The sequence below is a fragment of the Micromonospora sp. C51 genome (assembly GCF_018070435.1).
GTDB lineage: Bacteria > Actinomycetota > Actinomycetes > Mycobacteriales > Micromonosporaceae > Micromonospora > Micromonospora sediminimaris.
On the sequence record NZ_JAGPXQ010000036.1, the window covers coordinates 10,656 to 35,676 of the forward strand.

General features: G+C 71.1%; 20 protein-coding genes, 1 tRNA gene and 1 pseudogene. 12 read left to right on the forward strand and 10 right to left on the reverse strand.

All coding sequences use genetic code 11. The features are described 5' to 3' along the window. Nucleotides 1-169: 169 nt before the first annotated feature. The 4 genes from KBX50_RS25805 (at nucleotide 170) to KBX50_RS25820 (ending at nucleotide 8,161) form a co-directional block, all read left to right on the forward strand. Entirely contained in the window at nucleotides 170-1,837 is a 1,668-nt protein-coding gene (locus KBX50_RS25805) for a substrate-binding and VWA domain-containing protein (protein ID WP_210940274.1), read from the forward strand. Beyond that, nucleotides 1,834-6,132, forward strand: coding sequence for an alpha-(1->3)-arabinofuranosyltransferase (locus KBX50_RS25810; RefSeq protein ID WP_247674436.1), 4,299 nt, complete (start codon nucleotides 1,834-1,836; stop codon nucleotides 6,130-6,132). Before KBX50_RS25805 ends, KBX50_RS25810 begins: the two co-directional genes overlap by 4 nt. Then, nucleotides 6,129-6,950 (forward strand): bifunctional 2-polyprenyl-6-hydroxyphenol methylase/3-demethylubiquinol 3-O-methyltransferase UbiG, encoded by an 822-nt coding sequence (locus KBX50_RS25815; protein WP_210940276.1) that lies wholly within the window; start codon nucleotides 6,129-6,131, stop codon nucleotides 6,948-6,950. Before KBX50_RS25810 ends, KBX50_RS25815 begins: the two co-directional genes overlap by 4 nt. 68 nt (nucleotides 6,951-7,018) lie before the next feature. Continuing rightward, complete coding sequence (locus tag KBX50_RS25820; protein WP_210940277.1) at nucleotides 7,019-8,161, forward strand: DUF3068 domain-containing protein; 1,143 nt, start codon at nucleotides 7,019-7,021, stop codon at nucleotides 8,159-8,161. 111 nt (nucleotides 8,162-8,272) lie between these two features. On the opposite strand, the gene KBX50_RS25825 is transcribed toward KBX50_RS25820, so the two are convergent. Together KBX50_RS25825 and KBX50_RS25830 are read right to left on the reverse strand one after the other, a co-directional pair. Further along, nucleotides 8,273-9,943 (reverse strand): DUF885 domain-containing protein, encoded by a 1,671-nt coding sequence (locus tag KBX50_RS25825; protein ID WP_210940278.1) that lies wholly within the window; start codon nucleotides 9,941-9,943, stop codon nucleotides 8,273-8,275. A 49-nt stretch (nucleotides 9,944-9,992) separates the two neighbouring features. Beyond that, nucleotides 9,993-10,586, reverse strand: coding sequence for a Uma2 family endonuclease (locus KBX50_RS25830; protein ID WP_247674445.1), 594 nt, complete (start codon nucleotides 10,584-10,586; stop codon nucleotides 9,993-9,995). A gap of 122 nt (nucleotides 10,587-10,708) precedes the next feature. Between KBX50_RS25830 and KBX50_RS25835 the strand changes: the two are divergent. Continuing rightward, nucleotides 10,709-11,838: pseudogene (locus KBX50_RS25835) on the forward strand (DMT family transporter); the annotation flags it as partial. On the opposite strand, the gene KBX50_RS25840 reads toward KBX50_RS25835, so the two are convergent. The 3 genes from KBX50_RS25840 to KBX50_RS25850 all read right to left on the reverse strand — a co-directional run bounded on the left by KBX50_RS25840 (nucleotide 11,727) and on the right by KBX50_RS25850 (nucleotide 16,714). Continuing rightward, the gene (locus tag KBX50_RS25840) at nucleotides 11,727-12,791 is read right to left on the reverse strand and encodes a PHP domain-containing protein (protein ID WP_210940280.1); all 1,065 of its coding nucleotides are present in this window, start codon (nucleotides 12,789-12,791) and stop codon (nucleotides 11,727-11,729) included. The pseudogene KBX50_RS25835 and the gene KBX50_RS25840 overlap by 112 nt on opposite strands. Before the next feature lie 73 nt (nucleotides 12,792-12,864). Continuing rightward, nucleotides 12,865-15,777, reverse strand: coding sequence for a glycosyl hydrolase (locus KBX50_RS25845; protein ID WP_210940281.1), 2,913 nt, complete (start codon nucleotides 15,775-15,777; stop codon nucleotides 12,865-12,867). 160 nt (nucleotides 15,778-15,937) lie between these two features. Then, nucleotides 15,938-16,714, reverse strand: coding sequence for a M23 family metallopeptidase (locus KBX50_RS25850; protein ID WP_210940282.1), 777 nt, complete (start codon nucleotides 16,712-16,714; stop codon nucleotides 15,938-15,940). 49 nt (nucleotides 16,715-16,763) lie between these two features. Between KBX50_RS25850 and KBX50_RS25855 the strand changes: the two genes are divergently transcribed. From KBX50_RS25855 to KBX50_RS25870, 4 genes are all read left to right on the forward strand, one after another. After that, entirely contained in the window at nucleotides 16,764-17,123 is a 360-nt protein-coding gene (locus KBX50_RS25855; RefSeq protein ID WP_307871073.1) for a hypothetical protein, read from the forward strand. A gap of 87 nt (nucleotides 17,124-17,210) precedes the next feature. Then, nucleotides 17,211-17,378: a hypothetical protein gene (locus KBX50_RS25860; protein WP_210940283.1), complete on the forward strand. Its 168-nt coding sequence runs from the start codon at nucleotides 17,211-17,213 to the stop codon at nucleotides 17,376-17,378. Nucleotides 17,379-17,508: 130 nt separating this feature from the next. Further along, nucleotides 17,509-18,042 (forward strand): tRNA adenosine deaminase-associated protein, encoded by a 534-nt coding sequence (locus tag KBX50_RS25865; protein WP_210940284.1) that lies wholly within the window; start codon nucleotides 17,509-17,511, stop codon nucleotides 18,040-18,042. A gap of 145 nt (nucleotides 18,043-18,187) precedes the next feature. Beyond that, on the forward strand, nucleotides 18,188-18,682 hold the full coding sequence (locus KBX50_RS25870) for a nucleoside deaminase (protein WP_210940318.1): 495 nt from the start codon (nucleotides 18,188-18,190) through the stop codon (nucleotides 18,680-18,682). A gap of 12 nt (nucleotides 18,683-18,694) precedes the next feature. Here the strand turns inward: KBX50_RS25870 and KBX50_RS25875 are convergent, their stop codons facing one another. The 3 genes from KBX50_RS25875 to deoD all read right to left on the reverse strand — a co-directional run bounded on the left by KBX50_RS25875 (nucleotide 18,695) and on the right by deoD (nucleotide 20,616). Next, nucleotides 18,695-19,147 (reverse strand): thioesterase family protein, encoded by a 453-nt coding sequence (locus KBX50_RS25875; RefSeq protein WP_210940285.1) that lies wholly within the window; start codon nucleotides 19,145-19,147, stop codon nucleotides 18,695-18,697. Continuing rightward, nucleotides 19,144-19,782: a TetR/AcrR family transcriptional regulator gene (locus KBX50_RS25880; protein ID WP_210940286.1), complete on the reverse strand. Its 639-nt coding sequence runs from the start codon at nucleotides 19,780-19,782 to the stop codon at nucleotides 19,144-19,146. The genes KBX50_RS25875 and KBX50_RS25880 overlap by 4 nt, the downstream gene beginning before the upstream one ends. A 126-nt stretch (nucleotides 19,783-19,908) precedes the next feature. Then, nucleotides 19,909-20,616, reverse strand: coding sequence for a purine-nucleoside phosphorylase (gene deoD / locus KBX50_RS25885; RefSeq protein ID WP_210940287.1), 708 nt, complete (start codon nucleotides 20,614-20,616; stop codon nucleotides 19,909-19,911). A gap of 75 nt (nucleotides 20,617-20,691) precedes the next feature. On the opposite strand from deoD, the gene KBX50_RS25890 reads away from it, so the two are divergent. Beyond that, nucleotides 20,692-20,778, forward strand: a tRNA-Ser gene (locus KBX50_RS25890). A 106-nt stretch (nucleotides 20,779-20,884) separates the two neighbouring features. On the opposite strand, the gene KBX50_RS25895 is transcribed toward KBX50_RS25890, so the two are convergent. Then, nucleotides 20,885-21,433, reverse strand: a complete 549-nt coding sequence (locus KBX50_RS25895) for an RNA polymerase sigma factor (protein WP_210940288.1) — start codon at nucleotides 21,431-21,433, stop codon at nucleotides 20,885-20,887. A 38-nt stretch (nucleotides 21,434-21,471) separates the two neighbouring features. On the opposite strand from KBX50_RS25895, the gene KBX50_RS25900 reads away from it, so the two are divergent. Beyond that, complete coding sequence (locus KBX50_RS25900) at nucleotides 21,472-22,899, forward strand: serine/threonine-protein kinase (protein WP_210940289.1); 1,428 nt, start codon at nucleotides 21,472-21,474, stop codon at nucleotides 22,897-22,899. Here the strand turns inward: KBX50_RS25900 and KBX50_RS25905 are convergent. Further along, nucleotides 22,896-23,597, reverse strand: a complete 702-nt coding sequence (locus tag KBX50_RS25905; protein ID WP_210940290.1) for a hypothetical protein — start codon at nucleotides 23,595-23,597, stop codon at nucleotides 22,896-22,898. The two genes, KBX50_RS25900 and KBX50_RS25905, sit on opposite strands and share 4 nt — an antisense overlap. 188 nt (nucleotides 23,598-23,785) lie before the next feature. Here KBX50_RS25905 and KBX50_RS25910 point away from each other — a divergent pair, with 188 nt between their 5' ends. After that, nucleotides 23,786-25,015, forward strand: a complete 1,230-nt coding sequence (locus tag KBX50_RS25910; RefSeq protein ID WP_210940291.1) for a cytochrome P450 — start codon at nucleotides 23,786-23,788, stop codon at nucleotides 25,013-25,015. Nucleotides 25,016-25,021: the final 6 nt, after the last annotated feature.

Genomic DNA, 25,021 nt, shown 5'->3' on the forward strand with positions numbered 1-25,021 from the left:
TCCGGTAACGGGTCGTGGACGAGGGGTTTGCCGACGGGCGGAAACCTTGGCAGGGTGTGCAGCGCAACCGCGTGCGATGCCCGGTGTCTGGTGCCCGATTTCGTCGCGGCAGGTGTTGTGACCTGCGGCGGGACATCGTCCGCAGGCGTGACGAGGAGGTGAGGCGGCGGTGGTTGCCGACCGTCCCGCGCCGGCGCGCGTCCTGTCCCGCCGTTCACCGGTGGTGCTGCTCAGCGCCGCCCTGGTGCTGCTGCTTGCCGGCTGGGCGGCGGTGTCGTACATCCGGGCCGATCGGGGCACCCCGACCTGTGTCGAACAGGTCCGCCTCCGGGTGGTGGCGGCTCCGGTGATCGCCCCGGCCCTCGACCGGGTGGCCCGAGCCAACGCCGGAAGCCAACCATGTGTCTCCGTCGAGGTGCAGGCCCGGCCGTCGGCGGCGGTCGCCCGGGAACTCGCCAACGACGGCGACGTGGCCGACGCGTGGCTGCCGGAATCGACGTTCTGGCTGCGCCGGGCCCGTGCCGCCGGTGCTTTCGAGGTGCCCGGACAGGGCACGTCGGTGGCGAGCACTCCGGTGGTACTGGCCGTCACCGAGCGGATCGCGCGTCGATCCGGTTGGCCGGACAAGCGGCTGAACTGGGCGTCGCTCCTGGGTACCCGGGCGAGCACTGTCCAGGTCGGGCTGCCCGACCCGGCGGCCGACCCGGCCGGGGTCGGCGCCCTGCTCGGCGCCCGCGCACTGGCCGACGACAACCGGGACTCGGCCGCGACGGTGGCGGCCACGTTGCGTCGGCTCGCCGAGCGGACCTTCAGCCCGGCCGAGGAGGCCAGCTCGTTGACTCCGAACCAGGACCTGCCGGGTCGGGTGAGCGTCGTCGCCGCCAGCGAGCAGGCGGTGCTGGAACACAACGCGCTGGCGGCCAGCGGCAAGCTGGTGGCGGCGTATCCGGAGGTCGACGTGCCCTGGCTGGACCTGCCGTACGTGGTGCTGCCCGCCGCGCAGGGACGGGCTCGGGACGCCGGTGGCGCGTTCCTCGACACGTTGCTGACCGGCGAGGCGCGGGAGGTGTTCGCCGATTACGGTTTCCGGACCGCGGCCGGTTTCCCGCCGGCCATGCCGGAGGACGACCGGCTGCGGGCCGAGGAACGCCGTCCGGTGCCGCTACCCGCCGAGGAGACGGTCAGCGACGTGTTGACCGGTTGGAGTGGCGTCCAGCGCAGCGCCCGGATCCTCACCCTGCTGGACATCTCCGGCTCGATGGCGGCACCGGTACCGGCCGGTGGCACCCGACTCGACGCCACGGTGCGGGCTGCTCGGGAGGGTGCGGCGCTCCTGCTGGACAACAGCGAACTCGGCATCTGGGCCTTCTCCACCAGGGTCGACGGCGACCGGGACTACCGCGAGGTCCTGCCGGTGCGTCCGCTGGGTGGCCAGCGCAAACGGTTGGCCGAGGCGTTGGCCGAGATCGCGGTCAAGCCGCAGGGCGGCACCGGGCTGTACGACAGCACGCTGGCCGCGTACCGCGACGCGCGCCGTAACTGGACACCGGGTCGGATCAACCTGGTGCTCGTGATGACCGACGGACGCAACGAGGACGACGACACCATCGGGCGGGCCGACTTCCTCGCCGAGCTCAAGCGGTTGCAGGAACCACGCCGCCCCCTGCCGATCATCTTCATCGGTCTCGGCGCGGACATCGACCCGGAGGAGCTGAAGGCCATCACGAAGGTCACCGGCGGCCGGGTATTCGTCACCGAGCAGCCGGGCGGGATGCGGCGCATCTTCTTCTCGGCGCTGGCCGACCTGAGTTGCCTGCCACCGGAGTGCCGCCGATGAGGAGAATTCCGGCGCGGCTGCGCCGCTCACCCGGCAGCGGGCTGTCGATGCTGCGCCGCTCGCCCGGCACGCTGCTGTCGCTGCTGCTGCTCACCGCGATCGCCTTCGGTCAGCGGCCCGGTCAGGTCACCTTCGACACCAAACTCGACCTGGCCGCGAACCCGATCCACTTCATGGCCCGGGCGCTGCACCTGTGGAACCCGGAAGCCACCTCGGGGGAGTTGCAGAACCAGGCGTACGGCTACCTGTTCCCGATGGGACCGTTCTTCGCCGCCGGGCAGTGGCTGGCGGTGCCGCCGTGGGTCACGCAGCGGTTGTGGACGGCACTGCTGCTGGCTGCCGCCTTCTACGGGCTGCTGCGGCTGGCCCGGGCGCTGCAGATCGGCACCGAGCCGACGCGGTACGCGGCGGCGCTCGGCTACGCGTTGGCCCCGCGCATCCTCACCGAGGTCGGCGCGCTCTCGTCGGAGACGCTTGCCGCCTCGATGCTGCCGTGGGTGCTGCTGCCGCTGGTGACCGTACGCCGGATCGGTTCTCCGCGCCGGGCCGCCGCGCTCTCCGCCCTGGCGGTGCTCGGGATGGGCGGGATCAACGCGGCGGTGGTGCTGATGGCGCTGCTGCTGCCCGGCGTCTGGTTGCTCACCCGACGGTGGGACGCCCAGCACGTACGGCTGGTCGCCTGGTGGTGTGCCTGCGTCATCGGGGTCTGCCTGTGGTGGATCGTGCCGCTTCTGCTGCTCGGCCAGTACAGCCTCCCCTTCCTCGACTACATCGAGTCGTCCACCACGACCACCGCGGTGGCCTCCCTGTTCCAGGCGGTACGTGGCACCAACCAGTGGGTCGCGTACATCGTGCAGGGCGAGCCGTGGTGGCCGGCGGGCTGGCTGCTGATCGACCATCCGGTGCTGATGGCGCTGACCGCGGTGGTGGCGCTGGTCGGGCTGGCCGGGCTGGCCGGCAACCTGCTGCCGCAGCGACGCTTTCTGGTGGCCGGCTTCCTCACCGGGCTGACCCTGCTCACCATCGGCTACGTCGGTGCGGTGGACAGCCCGGTCTCCGGGCTGGTCCGTGATCTGCTGGACGGCCCGTTGGCGCCGTTCCGCAACGTTCACAAGCTCGATCCGGTGCTGCGGCTGCCGCTGATGCTCGGTTTCGCGCACGGCGTCGACGCGGTGGCCACCCGGATGCATCACGCCCTGGCCCGCCGTCGGCCCGGGATCCGGCTGCGACCGCTGGTCTTCGCACCGGTGCTGCTGCTGGTGCTGGGTGCTGCCGCACCGGCGTGGCTGGGCCTGTTGCGACCCGGCCCGGGTTGGTCCGACCTGCCGCCGCACTGGCGATCGGCAGCGACCTGGTTGGCCGACCGTGACGCGCTGGCCCGCACCCTCGTGGTGCCCGGCTCCGGCTTCGGGCAGTACGACTGGGGACGCACCGTCGACGAGCCGTTGCAGGCGCTGGCCGGAGCGCCGTGGGCGGTCCGCCACCAGGTGCCGCTGGGTTCGGCGGGCAACACCCGGATGATGGACACCGTCGAGGAGGTGCTGGCCAGCGGCCGGGGCTCGACCGGCCTTGCTGACCTGCTCGCCCGCTCCGGTTTCCGACACCTGCTGCTGCGTAACGACATCGACCGGAACCAGGTGGACGCGCCGCCGGTGACGGTGTTGCGCCGGGCGCTGGCCGACTCGCCCGGCATCGCCCGGGTGGCCACCTTCGGCACCACTGACGCGCTGTCCCGGACACTCGGCAGCCCGGTGGACGACGGCGCGGGTTCGCCGCCGGCAATCGAGGTGTACGAGGTGCAGCGGCCGGTGCCGGCCGCTTCGGTGGTGCTGACCGCCGACGTGCCGACGGTCAGCGGTGGTCCGGAGTCGCTGCTTCCCCTGCTGGAGCAGGGGGTGGTGGAACGGGACCGCCCCGTGGTGCTCGCGGGTGACCGGGCCGCGTCCCCGGACGACGCTGTCGGCGACCGGTGGATCGTCACGGACGGTCTGCGTCGCCGGGAGCGCGACATCGGTCGCGTCCGCGACAACCTCTCCCAGACGTTGACCGCGAGCGAGCCGGGGCGGCAGCGCCGCGTCGCCCTCGACGTGCTGCCCTTCGCCGGGGAGCAGCACCAGACGACCGCGACCTACCAGGGCATCCGCGAGGTGACGGCGTCCTCGGCCGCGAGCTTCGTGGACAGTCTCGGCCCGGCCGACCCTTCGCGCCTGCCGTTCGCCGCCGTCGACGGGGAGTACGACACCGCCTGGCACTCGGCGCCGCTGGTCGGGCCGGTCGGCCAGTGGCTTCAGGTGGACCTGGACACCCCGCGTCAGGTCGACAGCGTGCGACTCGCATTCGTCAGCGATCTGGCGGTGGGCTGGCCGGTGACGCGGTTCCGGCTCACCACCGACCGAGGTTCGGTCGATCATGAGGTGGCGTCCACGCTGGGCGGTCACTCGTACTACACGTTGCCCGGCCCCACCAGCCGGATCCGGGTGACGGTGCTGTCGGTGGCCGGTGGCCGCCTCGACGGCGCCGTCGGCATCGAGGAGCTGTCCATCCCGGACACCGAACCACGCCGAGCGCTGCGGGCCCCGGCTGATCTGCCGGACGACCTGTCGACGCCGGTCAGTTGGGCGCTCAGCCGTGGACCGGCGGACCGGCCGGCGTGCTATCCGGCGCAGCAGACCACCCCGGAGTCGGCGCCCGTTGGTGGTTCCGGCGGGGCCTCCACCCGGCCGGCCGGCACGGTGATTCGTTGCGACCGGTTCCTCGCCCGGGTCGGAGAGGAACCACTGGGCCTGGACCGGTTGTTCCGCAACCCGGCCGCCGGTACGTATCAGCTGGAGTTGTCGGCGGTGCCGCGGCCGGGTGGTGAACTGACGCTGTCCGGTACGAAGGTGCGGGCGGCTTCGTCGTCCCGACTGAGTGGCGACCCGGCGGTGGCCGGGTACGCGGCGATCGACGGTGACCCGGGAACGGCCTGGCTGGCCGGCACCGGAGACCTGCGGCCCACCCTGAAGCTGAGCTGGTCCGGTGAGCGTCGCATCGACCGGTTGCGGCTGCGGGGCAGCCAGTTACCGATCGGATCGCTTCCGCGACAGGTGGAGATCCACACGCCTGGCCGCGAGGTGCAGGTGCCGGTCGAGGCCGACGGGACGGTCACCTTCCCGGCGGTGCGTACCGACCGGCTCGACATCGTGGTGCGGGAGACCGAGCACCGGCTGGCGGATCTGCGGGGCAACGGCTGGCCCGCCACGGCCGGCATCGCGGAGGTGGAGATCCCGGCGTTGGCGAGCCTGCTGAGCCCGGTCGACACCGACACCCGAGTGGTGGAGCGCTGCGGTGACGGACCCGCCGTCGAGCTGGGCGGCTTCCGGTACGACACGTCGGTCTCCGCCAGCCTGGCGGACGTGCTGGCCGGACGGCCGGTGCCGCTCCGTATCTGCGGCGAGGACGGCGCGGTGCTGGACCTGCCGGCGGGCGGGCAGCGGCTGGCCACGTCGCCGTCGGCGGGCTTCGTCGTCCAGGACGCGACCCTGCGGCCAGAGGCCGACGCGCGCCCCGGACCCCGGCATCGGGAGGTGACGGTGCTCGACTGGGCGGCGACCGACCGGACCGTCCGGGTCGCCGCTGGTGAACGGGCGTTGCTGGTGGTGCCGGAGAACGCCAACGCCGGCTGGACGGCCACGCTCGACGGGAAGACGCTGGCCAGTTCCCGGGTGGACGGGTGGCAGCAGGCCTGGGTGCTGCCGGCCGGCGCCGGCGGCGAGGTCCGGCTCGTCTTCGCCCCCGACCGGGCGTACCGGGGCGGACTGGCAGCCGGCGCGGTGGCGGTGGCCGGCGTGCTGGTGCTGGCCCTCTGGCCGGTACGCCGCCGGGCAGTGAGCAACGGGTACGCGGCCGACGCCATCGCGGCCGAGGCCCCCGCCTGGGTGATCGGGGTGCTGCTGGTGGTGCTGCTTGCCGCGTTGGGCGGGGTGCTTCCGGTGGCCATCGTGCTGGCCGCGATGCTGCTGCGGCAGTTGGCGGTACGCGCGCTGCCGGTGGTGGTGCTCGGCGGGCTGACCGTGGCCACCGTGACCGCCGTGGCCGGTCGGTTGCAGGGCCACGGACAGGACTGGGCGTACCGGTCGTGGGTGCAGGCGGCGATGCTGGTCGCGATCGGCGCGGTGGTCGCCGCGGTCGTCCCGGTCCCCGGTGTACGCCCCGGACCAACCATCGCGCATGATGTGACGCCGGGCACGTCCGGCGGGCCGCCGGACACGGCTGTCGGCCGGGGCGAGGAAGAGGACGGGACGGTGGCGCGGTGACGGCAGCGGACGACCGTACGCGACGGGCGGAGCGACGCCGTTTCGCCTCGCTGCGCCGGTCGGTGGCCCTGTTCCGGGCGTTCCTGGTGGAGCAGACCGACCCCGACCACTTCTACGGCCTGCTGGCCGCCGACTCGGTACGTCAGGTTTCCGGCTACACCGAGTTGGCCGGCCGGACGCTGCTCGACGTGGGCGGCGGCCCGGGTTACTTCGCGGCCGCCTTTCGCGAGGCCGGTGCCCACTACCTCGGACTGGATCCGGACGTCGGGGACTTCTCCGCGGCCGGTGAGTCGGTGGCGGGAATGTTGCGGGGCAGCGGCACGGCGCTGCCGATCCGCACCGGCAGCGTGGACGTGGCGTTCTCGTCAAACGTCGTCGAACACGTCGCCGAGCCACCCCGGATGCTCGACGAGATGGTGCGGGTGACCCGGCCCGGCGGGCTCATCTTCGTGTCGTACACCCCCTGGCTGTCGCCGTGGGGTGGCCACGAGACCGCGCCCTGGCACTACCTCGGCGGCACCCGGGCCCGCCGTCGCTACGAGCGGCGGATGGGACGGCCGCCCAAGAACCGCTACCGGGAGACGCTGTTCCCGGTCTCGATCTCGGACACGCTGCGCTGGGCGCGGGGCAACCGCGACGTCGAGGTGCTGGACGCGTTGCCGCGCTATCACCCGTGGTGGGCGCGGTGGGTGATCCGGGTGCCCGGCGTTCGCGAGCTGGCGGCGTGGAACTTTGTGCTCGTACTGCGGAGGGCCGGTGAGCGGCAGCCCGGTGCGGTGGAGAAATCAGAGCTGACCGGGGGTCGCGTGGCTATGTGACTTGGTAGTAACCTCGCGGCCATCTCACTGATTGACATCGACGATATTGAGCTCCTCAGGGAGGAAACATGAAGCACCGCGCCGTGGGTGCCGTGCTGTTCGGCGGCGGCGTCCTGCTCCTGGCGCTGGCCGCCGGGTTGGTGTTCGTCGTCAAGCCCGCGATGACCAAACTGCCCTACGACCTGGAGTCGTCGACGTCGGTGGCCGAGGCCCGGGCGGCGACGTTCCTTCAGATCACCAACGGTGCGGTCGACATCGTCGATCAGACGGACCTGAAGTCGACCGTTCAGGTCACCCCGGAGCGTGCCAAGACCGCAGCGCTCAGCGGTGACCTCGCCGGTGACGCGGTGGTCTGGCGGGTCGGCCAGACCGTCGAGCGGACCGACACCAAGGCGCTGGTCAGCGCGTACGGCGCCGAGCTGGCACTGGATCGGGTCTCCGCGGCCGCCGTGGAGTGGAACGAGCAGTTCCTCGACGAAAGCGGCGCACCGGAGAAGGTCTCGTTCGCCGGCCAGGTCTACAAGTTCCCGTTCAACTCCGCCAAGGACAACTACGAGGTCTTCGACCGGGACCTGCGGCAGACCCGGATGGCCGAGTTCAAGGGCACCGAGGACATCAACGGCATCGAGGCGTACCGGTACGAGCAGGTCATCACCGATGAGAAGCTGCCGTTGGCCACCGACCGGGTGGCGCTGCTGCTCGGTGCGCTCGCACCGGGCTCCACGTCGGGTGACGTCGTCTACAGCAACACCCGTACGGTCTGGGTGGACCCGGTCACCGGCTCCTACCTGAAGGTCCGGGAGCAGCAGAAGAAGGTGCTCGTGCCGAACACGGGCACCCCGGTGACGCTGCTGGACGCCGACTTCTCCTACAACGAGGAGACCGTGGCGTCCTCGGTGGACCGGGCCAAGAAGAGCCGGAACCAGCTCAACATCCTCGGTGTGTTCGCACCGCTCGGGCTCGCCGTGCTCGGCCTGGTGCTGATCCTCGTCGGGCTGCTGGTCTCGCGCAGTCGTACCCCGGCCACGGTGGCCCGGCACGCCGCCGCCGACCCGGCGCCGACCCGGGTCGACCAGCCGCCGGTGCGGGACGACGCTCGGCCGGGTGGGCCGTTGACCGACGAGATCCCGCCCGCCTCGACCAACTGGAAGTCCGAGGAGCCCACGGTGCCGAGCCAGCGATCGGCACAGGGCGAGTCGGAGAAGCAGTAGGACCAGCAGTGACGTTTCGGGGCGGGCCGGCGGCCCGCCCCGAAACGTCGACCAGGCTCCAGCTGCCGACGCGCGGTCAGTGGGCCGCAGCCGGCACTCTTCCTCGGGTGTTCAGAGCCGGGCCAGTGCCCGGCGGAGCGGGTCGAGGCCGAGCCCGCCGAGGTCGAGTGCCTGGCGGTGGAACTCCCGCAGGTCGAAGTCGGCGCCCTTGCGGGCCTTCGTCTCCTCCCGCGCCTGAAGCCAGATCCGCTCGCCCACCTTGTACGACGGTGCCTGCCCCGGCCAGCCCAGGTAGCGGTTGAGCTCGAAGCGCAGCATCTCGTCCGGCACCCGGCAGTGCGCCCGCAGGAACTCCCAACCCAGCTCCGGGGTCCAACGCTCACCCGGGTGGAAGTCGAACGGGTTGTCCTTGGGAATCTCCAGCTCCAGGTGCATGCCGATGTCGACGATCACGCGGGCCGCCCGCAGCGCCTGACCGTCCAGCATGCCGAGCCGGTTGCCCGGGTCGTCCAGGTAACCCAACTCCTCCATCAGCCGCTCGGCGTACAACGCCCAGCCCTCGCCGTGCCCGGAGACCCAACAGAGCAGCCGCTGCCAGCGGTTGAGCAACTCGGCCCGGACGGCGGTCTGGCCGATCTGGAGGTGATGCCCGGGGACCCCCTCGTGGTAGACGGTGGTCACCTCGCGCCAGGTGGAGAAGTCGGTCAGGCCCTGCGGCACCGCCCACCACATCCGACCCGGTCGGGCGAAGTCCTCGCTCGGGCCGGTGTAGTAGATGGAGCCGTCACTTGTCGGCGCGATCATGCACTCGATCCGCCGGACCTGCTCAGGGATGTCGAAGTGGGTGCCGTTGAGGTCGCTGATCGCCTGGTCGGCCAGCTCCTGCATCCAGTCGCGGAACGCGTCCCGACCCCGGATGGTGCGGGCCGGGTCGGCGTCCAAGGCCGCCACGGCCTCGTCGATGGTGGCACCCGGGCCGGCGATCTGGGCGGCCACCGTCCGCATGTCGGCCTCCAACCGGGCCAACTCGGCGAACCCCCAGGCGTACGTCTCGTCGAGGTCGATCCGGGCACCGAGGAAGTACTGGGAGGCCAACTCGTAGCGCTCGCGGCCGGCGGCCTGCTTCTCCCGTCCGTGGGGTGCCAGCTCGGTGCGGAGGAACTGTCCGAACTCGGCGGTCGCCGCCGTGGCCGCCGCCGCACCGCGACGCAGCTCGGCGCCGAGGGCGCTCTCCTCGCCCAGCCGCTCGACCAGCCCGTGGAAGACGTTGTCACCGTCCGGATCGACCCAGGCGTCACACTGCTTGGCCACCTCGATCAGCTGCTGACGGGCGCTGACCCGTCCGGCTGCCGCCGCCTCGCGCAGCGTGGTCTTGTACTCCTCCAACGCGTGCGGGAAGAGGTTCAGCCGGGCGGCCAGGTTGGCCCGTGCCTGCTCCCCGTCGGTGGGCATCAGATCGAAGATCATCCGGATCTCGTGCAGCCCGCTGGTGATGACGCTGACCTCGCTGGTCGTCTCTCCGGAGACGTACCGGTCCAGGTCGAGGCCGAGGCGTTCCTGCATCGCCTCCCGCGCGGTGCGCTCGGCCTCCGTCTCCGGCTCGATGGTGTCGAGCTCGGCGAGGGTGCGTCGGGCCAGCTCGGCGCGCGCGGCGTACCCCTCCGGTGACAGGTCGTCGAACTTGTCGTCGTAGCCACTGATGCCGACGTAGGTGGCGCCGGTAGGGCTCAGTGCGGCCCAATCGGCGACGTAGCGATCTGCGAGATCGTCGATTCTTCCCACGCTGCGTACCCTACGCGAGGTGCGCGTCGAGATGATGCCGCCGACGCCGTCAGGGCAGCAGGTCGGCAGGATCGAAGTCGATCGGGAACGGTTCGTCGGCGCGTAGCCGGTCGCCGCTGACCGCCTTGGCGAGCGTGTCGTAGCCGCCGAACTTGCCGAGGGTGAACAACTCCACCGCGGCGTGCCGTAGCCGGCGTGAGATCTCCACCCGCATGAAGTAGGGCACCCGTCCCTCGGCGCAGCGGATCGGCTTGTCGACGAAGTCCTGCCGGCGGCTGCCAGGGGAGACGAACTCCACGGCCATGGTGCACAGGTGGGCCGGGATCCAGCGATCCTCCTCGTCCGTCTTCGGCAGCGCGTGCAGCACGGTGATGTCCGGCTGGATCCACCGCTGTGGAGAGAAGGTCAGATTCACCTGACCGAAGACGTAGAAGTTGTGGGCCTCGGCAACGGGTGAGAGTAGCCGGGCGAGCTTCAGCTCGCCGTAGCTGTTCGTGCCGACCTCGGCGGGCGTCATGACCAACCTCCCGTCGATGCACTCGTACCGCGCATCGGGTAGCTCAGGCAACGGGAGGTAGCGGTCGGCGAGCTGGGTCGTCCACATGCCGTCAAGGTCGACGAGCGGGTCGAAACGGATCGGCATCGCCACGATGTTCACCTCCTCGGTCGGTCAACGCTCTACCAATGTAGGTGGTTTCTGTGGCGCGCGACACGACGGCCGAAAACCGCAGGACAATGTCGTACCCCGGCGGCAGAGTGTCAGGGGTGACAGGCAACTTCACCCCTGACCGGCCGGCGCTGCGGAGCTGGCTGCCCGGCTTCATCGCCCTCGCCGCGATCTGGGGTTCCAGCTTTCTCTTCATCAAGGTCGGGGTGGCCGAGCTGCACCCGCTGCACCTCACCCTCTACCGGGTCGCCTCCGGCGCGCTGACCCTGCTGGTGGTGCTCGCCGTGCTGCGGGACCGGCTCCCCCGCGAGCCGCGGGTCTGGGGTCACCTGACGGTGATCGCCGCCTTCGGGGTGGCGTTGCCGTTCACCCTGTTCGGCTACGGCGAGCAGCGGGTCGAGTCGATGCTCGCCGGCATCTGGAACGCGACCACTCCGCTTGTCGTGCTGCCGCTGGCGGTGCTGGTGTTCCGCACCGAGCGGCTCACCGCACGCGGCGCACTCGGGTTGGCGCTCGGCTTCACCGGCGTGATGGTGGTGCTCGGCGTCTGGCAGGGCGTCGGCGGTGCGCACTTCGTCGGCCAGTTGATGTGCTTCGGCGCTGCCGCCTGCTACGGCTTCGCCATCCCGTACCAGAAGAAGTTCATCGCCGGCAGCACCCTGTCCGGGCTGTCTCTCTCTGCGGCGCAGCTGATCGTCGCGGCGGTCCAGCTCGCGATCGTGGCGCCGGTGGTGGCCGGTGCGCCGCCGCTGCCGACCGCGCTGTCGCCGCGGGTGCTCGCGGCCGTGCTGGCGCTGGGCGCGCTCGGCACCGGGCTCGCCTTCGTGATCCACCTGCGGAACATCCGGACCGTCGGCGCGACGACCGCCTCCACCGTGACGTACCTGATCCCGGTGTTCGCGGTGCTGATCGGTGCCGTCGTGCTCGGCGAGCGACTCACCTGGCACCAGCCGGTCGGCGCGCTGATCGTGCTGCTCGGCGTCGCCGTGTCGCAGGGCCTGCTCGGCCGACGTCGTCGTCGCCGGGTGGCACCGGGTGTGGGCACCCCGACAGCACCCCTGGTCGAGCCCGCCACCCGCTGACCGGAGGCGGGCGGGCCGGGCGGTTGGGCACGCGTCAGTCGCGCGTCCAGGCGACCAGCTCGTCGGCCGCCCACGTGTTGATCACGCGGTCCGCGGGGACTCCGCACAGGGCGGCCCGCTCGCAGCCGAAGCGCTGCCAGTCCAACTGGCCGGGGGCGTGCGCGTCGGTGTTGATGGCGAACCGGCAACCGGCCTCCAGCGCCCGCCGGATCAGCCGCTTCGGCGGGTCCTGCCGCTCCGGCCGCGAGTTGATTTCCACGGCGACGTCGTGTTCGACGCAGGCGGCGAAGACGGCGTCGGCATCGAAGTCACTCTCGGCCCGGGTCCGGGCGCGGTGCCCCCGGTCGCCCGGCCCGGTCACCCCGGTCGGTCGGGACGAGACCATCCGGCCCGTGCAGTGGCCCAGGATGTCCAGATGCGGGTTGGCGATGGCGGCCAGCATCCGGCGGGTCATCTTCGCCCGGTCGTCGTTCAGGCCGCTGTGCACCGACCCGACCACCACGTCCAGCCGGGCCAGCAACGCCTCGTCCTGGTCGAGCGACCCGTCGGCGAGGATGTCGACCTCGATGCCGGTGAGGATGCGGAACCCCTCCGGTAACGCCTCGTTGACGCGTGCCACGTGGTCGAGCTGGCGGCGCAGCCGATCTGCGGTCAGTCCCCGGGCCACCTTCAGCCGGGGCGAGTGGTCGGTGAGCACCAGGTACTCGTGGCCCAGCTCGACGGCGGCCAGCGCCATCTCCTCGATCGGTGACCCACCGTCGGACCAGTCCGAGTGGGTGTGGCAGTCGCCGCGCAGGGCGGTACGCAGGGCGGTGGCCTCGGCATCCAGGTCGGTGCCCTCGGTAGCGAGCAGTCGGCGCAGGTAGACCGGCTCCTCCCCGGCCAGCGACTCGGCCACGCAACGCGCGGTGACGTCGCCGACCCCGGCCAGCTCGGTCAGCTTGCCGGTACGGGCCCGCTCGGCCACCTCCTCGACCGGCAGCGCGGCCAGCGCCTTGGCCGCCGAGCGGAAGGCGCGTACCCGATAGGTCGCCTCGTTCGCCCGCTCCAGCAGGAAAGCGATCCGGCGCAGATCGGCAATGGGGTCCCGCTCGCTCATGCATGCAACCTACGTGGCCGCGCCGCCGGTCGGGGTACGACCGGCGGCGCGGGGCGGATCAGGGTGTGCGGAATCAGGCGTACGGCAACCGCACCACGGATCGGTCACCGACACCGAGGTTTGTGGGGTTGTTGCCGATGGCGGACCAGACCTCCACCCGGACGGTGCCACCACGCAGGTTGCCGAGGGAGCCACTGCTGGAGTGCAGCCCGGCGGCCTGGGTGTAGTGCTCCCAGCCCGGCACCGGGTCGGTGGCGAAGTAGCGGTACGTCTCCACCCGCTCCCAACTGCCGTCACCGGTCAGGTCGTACGAGACGCGGGCCTGCACCCCGTTGCCGACCGCCGTGCCGGCGTCGAGGAACAGATCGAACGCGGTCTGCCCGCCGTTGTGGTTGAGGTTGAGCCCGGTCGCGGTGAAGACCACCGGGTTGCGCGGCGTGCCGTCGTGGTTCGCGCCACCGGCGCTGCTCACGGTGGTGGTGCCGGCGCTGCCGGACGCACCCAGACCACCCCCGGACAGCAGGTAGCGCACCGGTGAGCTGGACGGCGGGTCGGTCGGCGTCGGCGTGGGAGTGGGCGTCGGGGTCGGGGTCGGGGTGGACGTGGGCGTCGGGGTCGGGCTCGGTGGCGTACCCCCACCGCCGCTGCCCCCGCTCCAGGTGTGCGCCCCACTGGTGGTGGTGCGCCCGGCCGCCACGGTCAGCTGCGTGCCGTCGGAGAACCGTACGGTCAGCGGTGAGCCGGAGATGTTGCTGGCCACGTACGTCCGGGCGCCGTTGCGGTTGAACACCGCGGCCAGCGGGTGGTCGGCGGTGATCCCGGTGTCGACCCGGCCGAGGGCGGCCAGGTTACGGACCCAGTGGAAGGTGTGCGCCCGACTCTCGCCCTCCTCCGGGGTGTAGCCGGGGTTGGCCCGCAACTTGGCCAGCGCCGCGTCGGCGTCACCGAGGGCGAGGAACTGCCAGTGGATGTCCTGCCACACGGTCGGCTCACCGCCGTTGTTGCGGACCAGTTCGGCGTACTTCACCGAGTTGTAGTTCGGGTGCTGGCCCAGGTAGAGGTGCCCACCGGTGATCGGCAGCAGGTTGATGCCCTGGATCATCTCGGGCTCCGCGCTGAACCAGGTGGCGTACGCGCCGCCGTCACCCCAGACCATGCCCACGTTGGAGTGCCCGAACTCGGTGGGGAAGTTCTCGCCGGTGACGTCGAACCAGTATTCGTGGATCGCGGCGGCCTGGGTGGTGTAGAGGTAGATGCCGGCGTCTCGTACCGCGGTGTCGCCGGTGGCCTGCCCCCACTGGATGAGGGCGTTGGCGAAGTTCATCCCCTCCGACGACGACTCCTGGTTGTTGCCGCTGGCGAACGCGCCGTGCCCGGAGGCCCAGTCGTGTCCGGCGTAGATGTCGAAGTCGCGCAGGTACGGGAAGCGGGTGTCCGACCTGTCGTAGTTGTTCGCGTCCCGGATGAGCAGGTCGATCATGCCGCCGTACTGGTCGTCCCGCGCCCAGGCCGGGTCGAACTTGGCAAGCGTCGCGGCGGCGGCGATGTAGTAGCCGTAGTGGAAGTGGTGGTCGTTCAGCTCCTGGTCGGATCCGTACGACGCCGGGTAGCCGATGAGCGTGCCCCACCGCTGGTCGTAGTAGAACAGCCGTTGGGTCTCGCCGGACGAGGCGGTGAGCCAGTCGTTGAGGGTGGTGCGGATGGCGTTCAGCGCCGAGGTGCGGGTCTCGGCGTCGCCGACCAGGTCGGCGATCTCGGCGATGCGGGCCGCCCGGCCGAGTCCCTTGCCGGTCCAGTAGGTGTCGCCACCGCGTTGGTCCATCGGGTTGCTCCGCACCGCCGCCAGGTGCTGCCGCAGCGTGGTCAGGTCGCTGCCGGCTCCGGTGGCGACGGCGGGCAGTTCCGGCAGTACGCCGTTGAACCGCATCGAGGTGCGGAACTCGCCGACGCCGGTGACCACCTTCATCCGCCCTCGGGCGGACGGGTAGGTCGGCGTGACCGGGGTGGCCCCGGTCAGCGCCCGCCACTGGTGTGGGTAGAGGCTGACCACGGTCCGCGTCTCGGTGCCCTCGCGCGGCGTGGTGGTGAAGGTGTAGCGGGTCTCCACCCGGCTGGTCGTCGCGTTGTAGCTGTAGCTGACCCGGGTGCCGGTGACGTGGGCGTGCGCGTACTGACCGTAGGTGCCGGCGAGTTGGGTGCGGGCGGTGCCGCCGCCGGTGGCCGGGAGCAGCGCGACGGTGAAGTAGCCGCGTCCGGCGAGGTTGGAACTGATCCGGCTGCCGCTGACGGTCCAGGTCGCGCCGGTCGGCGCGTACGCCACGTAGTCGTGGCCGCGCACGGTGAAGCCGATGCTGCTTCCGTTGTTGGACCAGACCGTGGGGCTGCCGCCGGTCGCGTTGATCACCGCATCGCCGCCGCTGGTGCGGAAGTACGCCAGCGGCAACCCGTGGCCGATGGTGGCGCGCATCGTCCGCGTCCCGTCGCTCCAATACGGGGTGACCGTCCAGTCAGTCCAACCGTCCACCAGCGCGTTGGGGGCGGCCAGCCCGGCCACGCCGACCCGGATGTCCTCGACGTACGGGTACTTGAACTCGCCCACTCCGGTGGCGGTGCCGGAGATGGCGGGGGTCGAGGTGGCGGAGAAGCCCAGCCCGTCGGTGACGGGTTGGTAGGACACCGGGTGCGCGTGCAACGGCTCGCTGAAGGTGCAGTTCAGCCGCTTCCACAGCAGCGACGACCACCAGTCGTTCGTGGGTACGGCCCCCGATGGCGCGGCGGCGGTGACGTACTGCCGGGGGTTGTTGGCGATGTTGCCGCAGCCGCCGGGGAGCGGGCCGACCGCAGTGGTGGTGTAGCTGCCGGCGCCGACCGGCGCGGCCTGCGCGGCGGAGCCGGCGATGACGGCCAGCCCGCCGAGGACGAGGGTGGCGGCGGCGGTGGCGGCCAGGATCCGGTGGTGGGGGCGGCGTGGGACGGGAGGTCTCATCTTTCCTCCAACGCGTGCCGGCCCGGCCGCGCCGGTCGGCGCACGCTTCGTCGGTATTGTGAATTAAGCGACGTGAGAGAGCGCTCTCTCTGGTCTACCGGACGGTAGTTCACCGGCGAGACCTGCGTCAATGTTTCGGACTGATGAACCCGGATGGCGCTTATCGGCGCGCGGGCGGTTTGCTCGGGCAGCCGTGCTTGCGATGCCACGCGGCCACCTCGGCGGCCGGCTCCCGGTTGCCGCCCTTGCGCCACGAGTCGAGGTACGGCGCGGGCCAGACCACGCCCCGGCGGATCCACCAGCCGTCCTCGCCCAGACACGGCGGGGAGATGCCGAAGTGCAGATGGCAGACGTTGTTGGCGTTGCCCGTCCGGCCCACCGTGCCGAGCCGCTGACCGGCCCGTACCCGCACCCCCGCGTCGATGTCCTCGGTGATCTCGGTCAGGTGCGAGCCGTAGTAGCGCACCCCGTCGTCACCGAGGACCGACACGGACAGGCCACCGTTGTACGGCCCCTGCGGACCACTCTTCTGGTACCGGTCACGTCGGCTGACCTCACCGATCGTGCCGTCGGTGACCGCGACGACCGGCTCACCGCAGTCGGCGAAGATGTCCGTCCCCGGGTACGCCGAGTGGGTCGGGTGATACGAGACCTTTCCGGCGCGCACCGGGAAGACGTGGGGCAGGCCCTTGCGGGGAGTCGCCGCCGGCTGGTCCGTGAGGTCGGGCGCCGCGCTGGCCGCGGGCGGTGCGCCGGTGGTCGCCGCGGCGGTCGGTCCGGGCCCGGCCGTCGGGCTGGTCACGGCCGTCGGACTGGTCACGGGGGTCGGGCCGGCGTCCGTCGGCACGCCGGGCGTACCGCAGCCGCTCGCCGCGAGCACCGGCACGAGCAGCATCACGGCGTACGCGCGTCGGCGTCCGATCGTCAGCGGAACCATCCGGCCATCCTGACAGACTCGATACGGTGGTGAGACAGCGTCCGTGCGTGTGGAGGAGTGGGTACCGGTGTTGCCGTACAACCCGTCGGGCCTCTTTCCGTCCGGGCGGCCACCGCGCCCCGCCTACCGCGAGCCGAACCCGGTCGGCGGCGCCGGTGTCGCGGCGGGCGCGGTCGGAACCCTCGCCTGGCTGGTCCTCTTCGGTCTGCTCGGTGGCAGCCTCGTCGGGTACGTCTGGTGGACGCTGCTCGCCGGTGTGCTGGCCTGGCTCGCGGCCCTGGCGTTGGTCAGGTACGGCGACCGGGGAGTGGCGGCCGGCATCGCGATCGTCACCGCCGGAGGGTGGAGCATCGCCACCGCTGCGGTCGTCACCCGCTGGATGAGCAGCGGTGACTGGCCGCTCTGGTGAACCGTGCCGGTGGCGACTGCGGTGCGTCGTCGCGCAGACACCGAAACCCGTCTTGACTGGATGGCCGTAACTCGGCACTCTCCCGGTATGGCCTGGACCACTCCGCGGCTGGATCCCGATCGCAGCCGCCGCCGCCTTCAGCTTCTGGCGCAGTTGGCGGACGCGCGCGCGGTACGCGAACGCGAACGGCCACAACGCGCCCGCACCGCACAGCTCCGCCAACTGATCGCCACTCGCCGACGCCTCGTCGGCTGAGCGGCGCGGAGATCCTTCCCCAGGAATGACCGGCCCTTCGGGGCGTTGACCGGTCGCCTGCCGACCCGACCGGCTAACGTGCACGCGTAACGGGTCGGCGAGTGCTGTGCCGAGGCAACTTGGGGGAAACGTGTCGTACTTCGCTGCGGCCGTCGTACGCGAGAAGGGCGGCTGGACAGCCGCCGAGCTGAGTCTGCGGGGTGCCGCAGACGTAGATGACGTCGCCGAGCGGCTCCGCGATGTCGCTCCGGACGCGGACCTGTCGCTGCTGTTCGTCGAGGCGGACGACACCTACCTGGTCATCCTGCGCCTCGACGAGGGCGAGGACCTGCGGGTCTTCGGCTCCGACTCGGCGTACGCGGAGGAGTCCCGGCTGGGCGCTCTGCTGGTCGGTGACCTGAAGACGTCGGTGACCGGGCTCGACGACACCGAAGAGGTGCGTCCGGCCGCCGCCAGCGGTGGCGACGAGGAGGGCGACCAGCCGGCCGCCGATCCGGAGGCGGACCCGGTGGGCGAGGCGGATCTCCTGACCGACCTGGGCATCCCCGCGCAACGGCTGCTCGCCCTCTGCGCCCACGAGGGGATGATGCCGGCCGACGTCACCGCCGAGATCTGCCAGGTGCTGGGTTGCGTCGACGACGTCGAGGAACTGCGTGAGGTCTGAGCCTTCCGACGTGACCGATCCGGCGCTGGAGACGGTCCGGCCGGGGCAACCCACGCCCGGTTCGGTCGGCCGGTACGGACCGGGAGCGGATGAGGGCCTGGCCGACCCGACCGGTACCGGCCGGCGACAGCGGCACGAGCTCTGGATGCGCCGCGCCCTCGAAGTCGCGGTGACCGGCCCGGCGGTTCCGGGCGGAGGCGGCGGTCCGGCCGTCTCGGCGAGCGGCGACGCCGTCGCCGCTGGTGAGCCCGGCCAGTCCGGCGATGTGCCGGTGGGTGCGGTGCTCTACGGGCCGGACGGCCGTGAGCTGGCGATCGGTCGCAACGAACGCGAGCTGACCGGCGACCCGACCGCGCACGCCGAGGTGCTCGCACTACGCCGGGCGGCCGAGCGGCTGGGCCGCTGGCGGCTGGACGGCTGCACGCTTGTGGTGACCCTCGAACCCTGCACGATGTGTGCCGGGGCACTGGTGCTGGCCCGGGTCTCGACAGTGGTCTTCGGTGCCTGGGAACCCAAGACGGGTGCCGCCGGTTCGCTCTGGGACGTGCTGCGCGACCGCCGGCTCAACCACCGACCCGAGGTGTACGGCGGCATCCTGGAGGCCGAGAACGCCGCCGTCCTGCGCGCCTTCTTCCGCTGAGCCCTCGGGGATTCAGGAGCGCAGCAGCGTGGTGGCGACCGCGCGGGCGGTGTCGGTCCAGGGGGCCGGCCGCAGGGTGGACGGGTCGAGACGGACGACCGCGCGGTGCCCTTCCGCGTACGTCGTGGTGCCGTCGAGCGAGTGGAAGCGGAAGGCGTACCGGGCGCTGCTGGTGCCGAGCTGCTCCAGCCAGAAGTGCACCGCGATCGGGCCGGTGCCGGTGACGGGCGCGAGGTAGCTGATGGTGAATTCGCGTACCGCGTGGAACACGTCGGGCGTGCTGGCCCGGCCGGCCTGGTAGGCGACGCCACGGTCGGACCAGTACGCGGTGAGCGCCCGTTCCAGCAGCAACGCGTACCGGGCGTTGTGCAGGATGCCGAGGGCGTCGAGGTCGTCGAAGTGAACCATGGTGCGCTCGACGTGGCCGTACTCGACGGCGGGCTGTTCGGCGACTGCGTGACTCATGACGGGCCTTCCGGTAGCAGAGCGGGGTCGGGGCAGAGCGCCCGCAGGCGGCCCAGCACGCCCAGGCGGGCGTGCCGGTAGGTGACCTCCGGGTCGAGCAGGCGGGAGCGCATGGCGGCGGCGATTCCGTACGCGTCGATCTCGTACGCCAGCAGCGCGACATCCGTGCCGGCGGGCAACTCGCCCAGCTCGACCGCCTCGGTGACGAGCCGTTCCAGGAACCTCGTCCAGGCGGCGAAGACGTCGGCGAGGCGGTCGCGGACGGCGCCGGGCCGGGCGTTGAACTCGAATTCCGTGGTGGCGAAGAAGCAGCCGCCGGGCAGCACCCGACCGGCGTAGAAGTCGATCCGGGCCTCATGCAGGGCGTGGATCCGGCGTACGCCCCGGGGAGTGCGCAGCGCCGGGCCGATGATCTGTTCCTGCCACTGGGCGACGGCCCGGTCGATGGTGGCGAGCTGCAACTCCTCCTTGGAGCGCCAGTGCGCGAAGAGGCCGGACTTGCTGACCCCGAGTGACTCGGCGAGATGCCCGAGGGAGAGCCCGTCGAGGCCGCTGGCGGAGGCCAGGCTGACGGCGGCGTCCAGCACGGCGGTGCGGGTGCGCTGCCCTCGGGCGAGCCGGCCGTCGACGGTCATGCGGCGAGACTACTAAATAAGAACGACCGGTCGTATACATTTACCGAGTGGAGGCCGTCACACCGACCCCGACACAGAGCGTCCCGCCACCGCACGGGGGGTGGCGGGACGTCGGGCTCGACCGGATCAGGCGGTGATGGTGTCCAGGGCGATCTCGACCATCTGGCTGAAGGTCTGCTCCCGCTCCTGGGAGGTGGTCTTCTCGCCGGTCTTGATGTGGTCGCTCACCGTCAACAGGGTCAGGGCGCGGGCCTTGAACCGGGCCGCGATCGTGTACAGCGCAGCCGACTCCATCTCCACCGCCAGCACGCCGTACTCCGCGAGGCTGTCGTAGAGGTCCGGCCGGTCGGTGTAGAAGGCGTCCGCGGCCAGGATCGGCCCGACCCGCATCGCGATGCCGCGCCGCTCGGCCACCTCCACCGAGGTACGCAGCAGCCCGAAGTCGGCGACCGGGGCGTAGTCGATCAGCCCGTCGAAACGCATCCGGTTCATGTTCGAGTCGGTTGACGACCCGATCGCCGCGATCACGTCGCGCAGCTGGAGATCCTCGCTGAGCGCGCCGCAGGAGCCGACCCGGATCAGCGACTTCACGCCGTACTCGTTGACCAACTCGTGGGCGTAGATCGAAGCCGAGGGCATGCCCATGCCGGAGCCCTGCACCGAAACCTCCACGCCGTTCCAACGGCCGATGAAGCCCAGCATGCCCCGGACCGTCGAGTAGCAGTTCGCGCCCTCGAGGTAGGTCTCCGCGATCCACTTGGCCCGCAGGGGGTCACCCGGCATCAGGACCCGCTCGGCGATCTCGCCCGGCTTCGCGCCGATGTGCGTACTCATGGCGTTGATCCTGCCAGGCCGGCCTGGCCGGGACCGGTTCGGCGTCGGAACCTGTGGTCCTGTACCCTCGTCGGCGGTGGCGTGTCCGAGCGGCCTAAGGAGCACGCCTCGAAAGCGTGTGAGGGTTTACGCCCTCCGAGGGTTCAAATCCCTCCGCCACCGCTCGTGAGCAGCGCGAACGCCCGGCAGATCCGTGAGGATCGACCGGGCGTTCCGCCTCTGGTCTCACTTCAACAGCAGCCCCGACGTCGGCCACCCTCATGCCGCGTCAGCCGCCGTTCAGCCAGTTGCGGACGTGCCGCCGAGCCCGGTGGACCTGCGACTTGGCCGTGCCGGCGGGAATTCCGAGCTCGGCGGCAATCTCGTCGTAATCAAGCTGGCACAGGTCGCGAAGGATCAGCGCGTGCGCCAAAGCGGGGCGGTGAGCCTCCAGGCGTTCCAACGCGTCCAATAGGTCGATGCGGAAGCCGGCGATCACGCTCGTGGTACGCGGGTCCGGATGTTCAACCAAAAGTTCGGCATTTGTTCGCTCGGCGGCACGCCGTTTTAACGATCGGTACGTCTGTCGGGCGCAATTGGTGACCACGATATGCAGCCAGGTCGAGAATTTCGACCGACCCTCGAACCTGTGAACGTGCTGCGCTACTTGCAACAGCGCGTCCTGGCACGCCTCCTCCGCGTCCTCGAAGCAGGGCAATATCCGTCCACAGTGGCGCAGAACGTGTGGTCGAATGCACGTCAGAAGCGCATTGAGCGCGTCGGCATCGCCGTTAGCGGCCATTCCCGCGAGCGCCTCGGCTTCCGGTTTGAGCGCCATTTCTCGTCCATTCCCCTGGTCTGCGTCGGCCAGCCGCAGTGCGGCCCGGCTATAGTAAGTCGGTGTCAATACCCGAGCAGATCGGTCGCTATCGGATTCGGCGACGCCTCGGGTCGGGTGCGTTCGCCACGGTCTGGCTCGCCGACGACGAAGTCCTTGACACCTCGGTGGCGGTGAAGGTTCTGGCCGACAACTGGACCCATCACGTCGATGTCAGGACCCGCTTCCTCGAAGAGGCGCGCATCCTGCGCCGCGCCGAGTCGGACCAGCTGGTCCGGGTGCTCGATGTGGGTGAGCTGGCCGATGGCAGGCCCTACCTGGTGATGACGTACGCGTCGGGCGGCACGCTCGCGGAGCGGCTCGAAACCGGCCCGATTCCGGTGCGCGAGGCATTACGGACCGCGACCGATCTGGCTCGCGGCGTCGCCGTCCTGCACCGGCTCGGTGTCATCCACCGGGATCTGAAACCGTCGAACGTGCTTTTCACCGGACCACCCGACGCCGAGCGGGTGGTGGTCGGTGATCTGGGACTGGCGAAGGCCCTCGCCCACGGCTCCGGCTTCACCGTCGTCGCCGGATCGCCCGGCTACATGGCACCCGAACAGGCACGCCTCGGCGCCGGCCTGGACGAGCGCGCCGACGTCTACGCGCTCGGTGCGCTGACCTACCACATGCTCACCGGCCGGCCACCCAACCTTCCGGCGTCGGTCCAGGCCGTCGCCGCAGCCGCCGCCCTGCCGGTGGTACGGCCGTCGAAGAGCAGGCCGGGCATACCCTCGCGGGTGGACGGCGTGGTGCTGCGCGCACTCAATCCCAATCCGGCACGCCGCTGGTCGTCGGCGACGGCCTTCGCCGACGCGCTGGACGCCGCCGCCGCGCGCCCCGTCCGGCGACCCGTGCCCGTCCGGCGTCTGATCGTCCTGCCTGTCTTGATGCTGGCGACCGTCCTCGCCAGCACGGCCTCGAACGCTGGGCCCTCCATCACATCGGGCTGGATACGGGTGACGGACGCCTCGGGCGGCCTGTCGGTGGCGGTGCCGGCGGCCTGGGCCAACCAGGTTCGTGATTCCGGATGGAATCCGCAGGCGATCAGCCTGCCCACCGGCCAAGCTCCTGGCCTGGTCGTCGGCACGGATCTGACCGACTGGTCGGATCCCGCTAGCGCCGTCCCGGGTGTTTTCGTCGGCGCGAGCAGAGCGTTGCGGGACGGCACCCCGGCACTGCCCGATCACTCGCGGTGCAGGCGGGAGCCGGACCGGCCATACATCGACACCTTTCGAACCGGGATCGTACGACGCTGGACGAACTGCGACGGCGGCACCATTTCCTTCTCCGAGGTGATCATGACGTCGCCGGATGACAGCTACGGCATCTATCTTCAGATCCGGCAGGTCGACGGGACCGACCGCACCGAAGAGATCGTGAGTACCCTCCGGACCAGCGACTCGCTCGCCCCCGCGGCCTAGAACTGTCCCCAGTTGTTGCCCCCGTTGAATCGGTAGCGGCGCGTCTCCTGGGTGCCGTCCGCCCGTCGGACGGTCGTCACGATCACTTGCTGCTCGACCGCGTACGACAGGAACGTCATGCGCTCACCCGGCCGGCTGGGCGGGTCGGCCTCGATCACCCCCACCGCCCGCCGCTCCTTCTGGTCGTAGCCGAGCTGGACCATGATGAGCGCCTGGTCCATTGCGTCGCTGCCGCACTCGATGAGGATGAGGGCGTCCTCGGTGATCGGGCTGTTGGCCGGCTCCTCGGTGAGATACTCGGCGTACACGGGCCGCGCGCCGCCGGGCAGCATCACGCAGTTGTTGGCGCCTGAAGAGGCCCGGCCATTCCGGAACGTGATGTCTCCCAGATCCATGAAGGACACACCCCCCAGCCGCACGTTCGCCCAGTCGGTTGCACGGATTCCGCGCGGCTTGGGCGACGTCGACCCGGCCGGCTTCGTAGCGGTGGGCGACGGGGTGCGGGGGACACTGGCGGGCGGGGTGACGGTGGCGGTCGCCGACGGGGTGCCGGGGACACTAGTGGGCGCGGTGACGGTGGCGGTCGCCGACGGGGTGCCGGCCGGTCCGGCGGCGCCGCCGACATTGTTCGGCCTGGAGGTACAGCCGGCGAGGAGCGAGACGCCGATCGCCGCGATCAACAGGGTTCGTGCCCGCATGGGTCGTCCTTCCACAAGGCGTCTGGTGTCGTGCTGTGTGATGCGGGTTCTCGTAACCGCGTTCGCCCCAGCGGCAGCAAATTTGTGCCGTAGCTGCCGAGGGGGATCGGGGCAGCCGGTGCCGACCGCACCGGCGTCACGCTCAGTGATCGATTGCCTTCACTGGGAAGTAATGCCATGGTATTCCCATGGTCTCGGTCGAGGATGATCCAGTACGACACCCATTGAACGTCGACGCGGATGGCATCGACCGGACGCGCGGCCCGGAGAAGCACCCCTACTACGCGCAGCTCGCCGCCTCGGAATCCGGCGTCCTGCCGGTGGTCCGTCAGGTTGGCGGGGAGTGGCTGCCGGCGCTGCTGATCTGCCGGTACGACGACGTCCGGGAGGTGCTCCGGCGACAGGACCTGTTCTCCCGGGCTGCCGCCGCCCACGCCGACCAGGTCGATGTGACCGGGACGATGCTCGGCATGGACGGGGCGGAGCACGCCGCGGTCCGGGGAACGGTGAAGGACAGCTTCACCAAGCCCGCCGTGTCCGGGCTACGCGACACGGTGCGCGCCGCTGCCCAGGCGCAGCTCGCGGTGCTGGCCGCCAAGGGCGGCTCGGCGGATCTGGTGGGTGACTTCGCCGTACCGTTCGCCCTGAACGTGATCTCCGATCTGCTCGGCCTGCCCGAGCCGGACCGGGCGCAGTTCCGCCGCTGGGGCGACATGTTCATGGGCACCGCCGACCTCACCCGGGCCGATGCCGCCCGGTCCGCCGAGGAGATGGGCGGCTACCTGTGGCAGCAGTTGGACGGGCGGCGCGGTTGCCCCCGTGATGACCTGATGACCCGGATCGCCACGGCGGCAGCGAACCAGCCGGTGGACGTCCAGGTCAAACTTCTACTCTCGCTGATCGTCGGCGGATGGGAGACCACGGCCAGTTCCATCTCGACGTTCGTGTACCTGCTGCGCACCCGCCCGTACGCCGGGCACGACTGTGCGTGGGACTACCTGCTGGAGCATCCGGAGCAGGTCGACGGGGCGGTCACCGAGTTGGAGCGGCTGCACTCGACCTCCAACGGCGACGAGATGCCCCGGCGGGTGATGGCGGATGTGACGCTGCCCAGCGGCGCGCGGCTGACCGAGGGCGACGTCGTGATCCCGTCGCACGACGCCGCCAACCGGGACCCGCGGGTCTTCGCCGACCCGGAGCGGATGGACTTCGGCCGGGACCCGAACCCGCACCTCTCTTTCGGGTACGGCCCGCACTACTGCGTCGGCGCGCACCTGGGCGCCCTGGAGGTCCGGCTCGCGCTGGCGCTGCTGCTGCGCGAGCTGCCGACGTTGCGGCTGGCCGTGGCTGCGGACGAGGTGCGGTGGAAGCAGGGGCACGCCATCCTCGGCCCGGTGGAACTGCCGGTCAGGTGGTGACGCGGC

Coding starts and splice junctions, on each gene's coding strand:
- KBX50_RS25895 (WP_210940288.1), bottom strand. CDS start 21,433: ATGGCGCTCAAACCGGAAGCCGAGGCGCTCGCGGGAATGGCCGCTAAC.
- KBX50_RS25810 (WP_247674436.1), top strand. CDS start 1,834: ATGAGGAGAATTCCGGCGCGGCTGCGCCGCTCACCCGGCAGCGGGCTG.
- KBX50_RS25820 (WP_210940277.1), top strand. CDS start 7,019: ATGAAGCACCGCGCCGTGGGTGCCGTGCTGTTCGGCGGCGGCGTCCTG.
- KBX50_RS25880 (WP_210940286.1), bottom strand. CDS start 19,782: ATGACCGTCGACGGCCGGCTCGCCCGAGGGCAGCGCACCCGCACCGCC.
- KBX50_RS25840 (WP_210940280.1), bottom strand. CDS start 12,791: ATGAGCGAGCGGGACCCCATTGCCGATCTGCGCCGGATCGCTTTCCTG.
- KBX50_RS25845 (WP_210940281.1), bottom strand. CDS start 15,777: ATGAGACCTCCCGTCCCACGCCGCCCCCACCACCGGATCCTGGCCGCC.
- KBX50_RS25875 (WP_210940285.1), bottom strand. CDS start 19,147: ATGAGTCACGCAGTCGCCGAACAGCCCGCCGTCGAGTACGGCCACGTC.
- KBX50_RS25910 (WP_210940291.1), top strand. CDS start 23,786: ATGGTCTCGGTCGAGGATGATCCAGTACGACACCCATTGAACGTCGAC.
- KBX50_RS25860 (WP_210940283.1), top strand. CDS start 17,211: ATGGCCTGGACCACTCCGCGGCTGGATCCCGATCGCAGCCGCCGCCGC.
- deoD (WP_210940287.1), bottom strand. CDS start 20,616: ATGAGTACGCACATCGGCGCGAAGCCGGGCGAGATCGCCGAGCGGGTC.
- KBX50_RS25830 (WP_247674445.1), bottom strand. CDS start 10,586: ATGCCGATCCGTTTCGACCCGCTCGTCGACCTTGACGGCATGTGGACG.
- KBX50_RS25905 (WP_210940290.1), bottom strand. CDS start 23,597: ATGCGGGCACGAACCCTGTTGATCGCGGCGATCGGCGTCTCGCTCCTC.
- KBX50_RS25870 (WP_210940318.1), top strand. CDS start 18,188: ATGCGCCGCGCCCTCGAAGTCGCGGTGACCGGCCCGGCGGTTCCGGGC.
- KBX50_RS25850 (WP_210940282.1), bottom strand. CDS start 16,714: ATGGTTCCGCTGACGATCGGACGCCGACGCGCGTACGCCGTGATGCTG.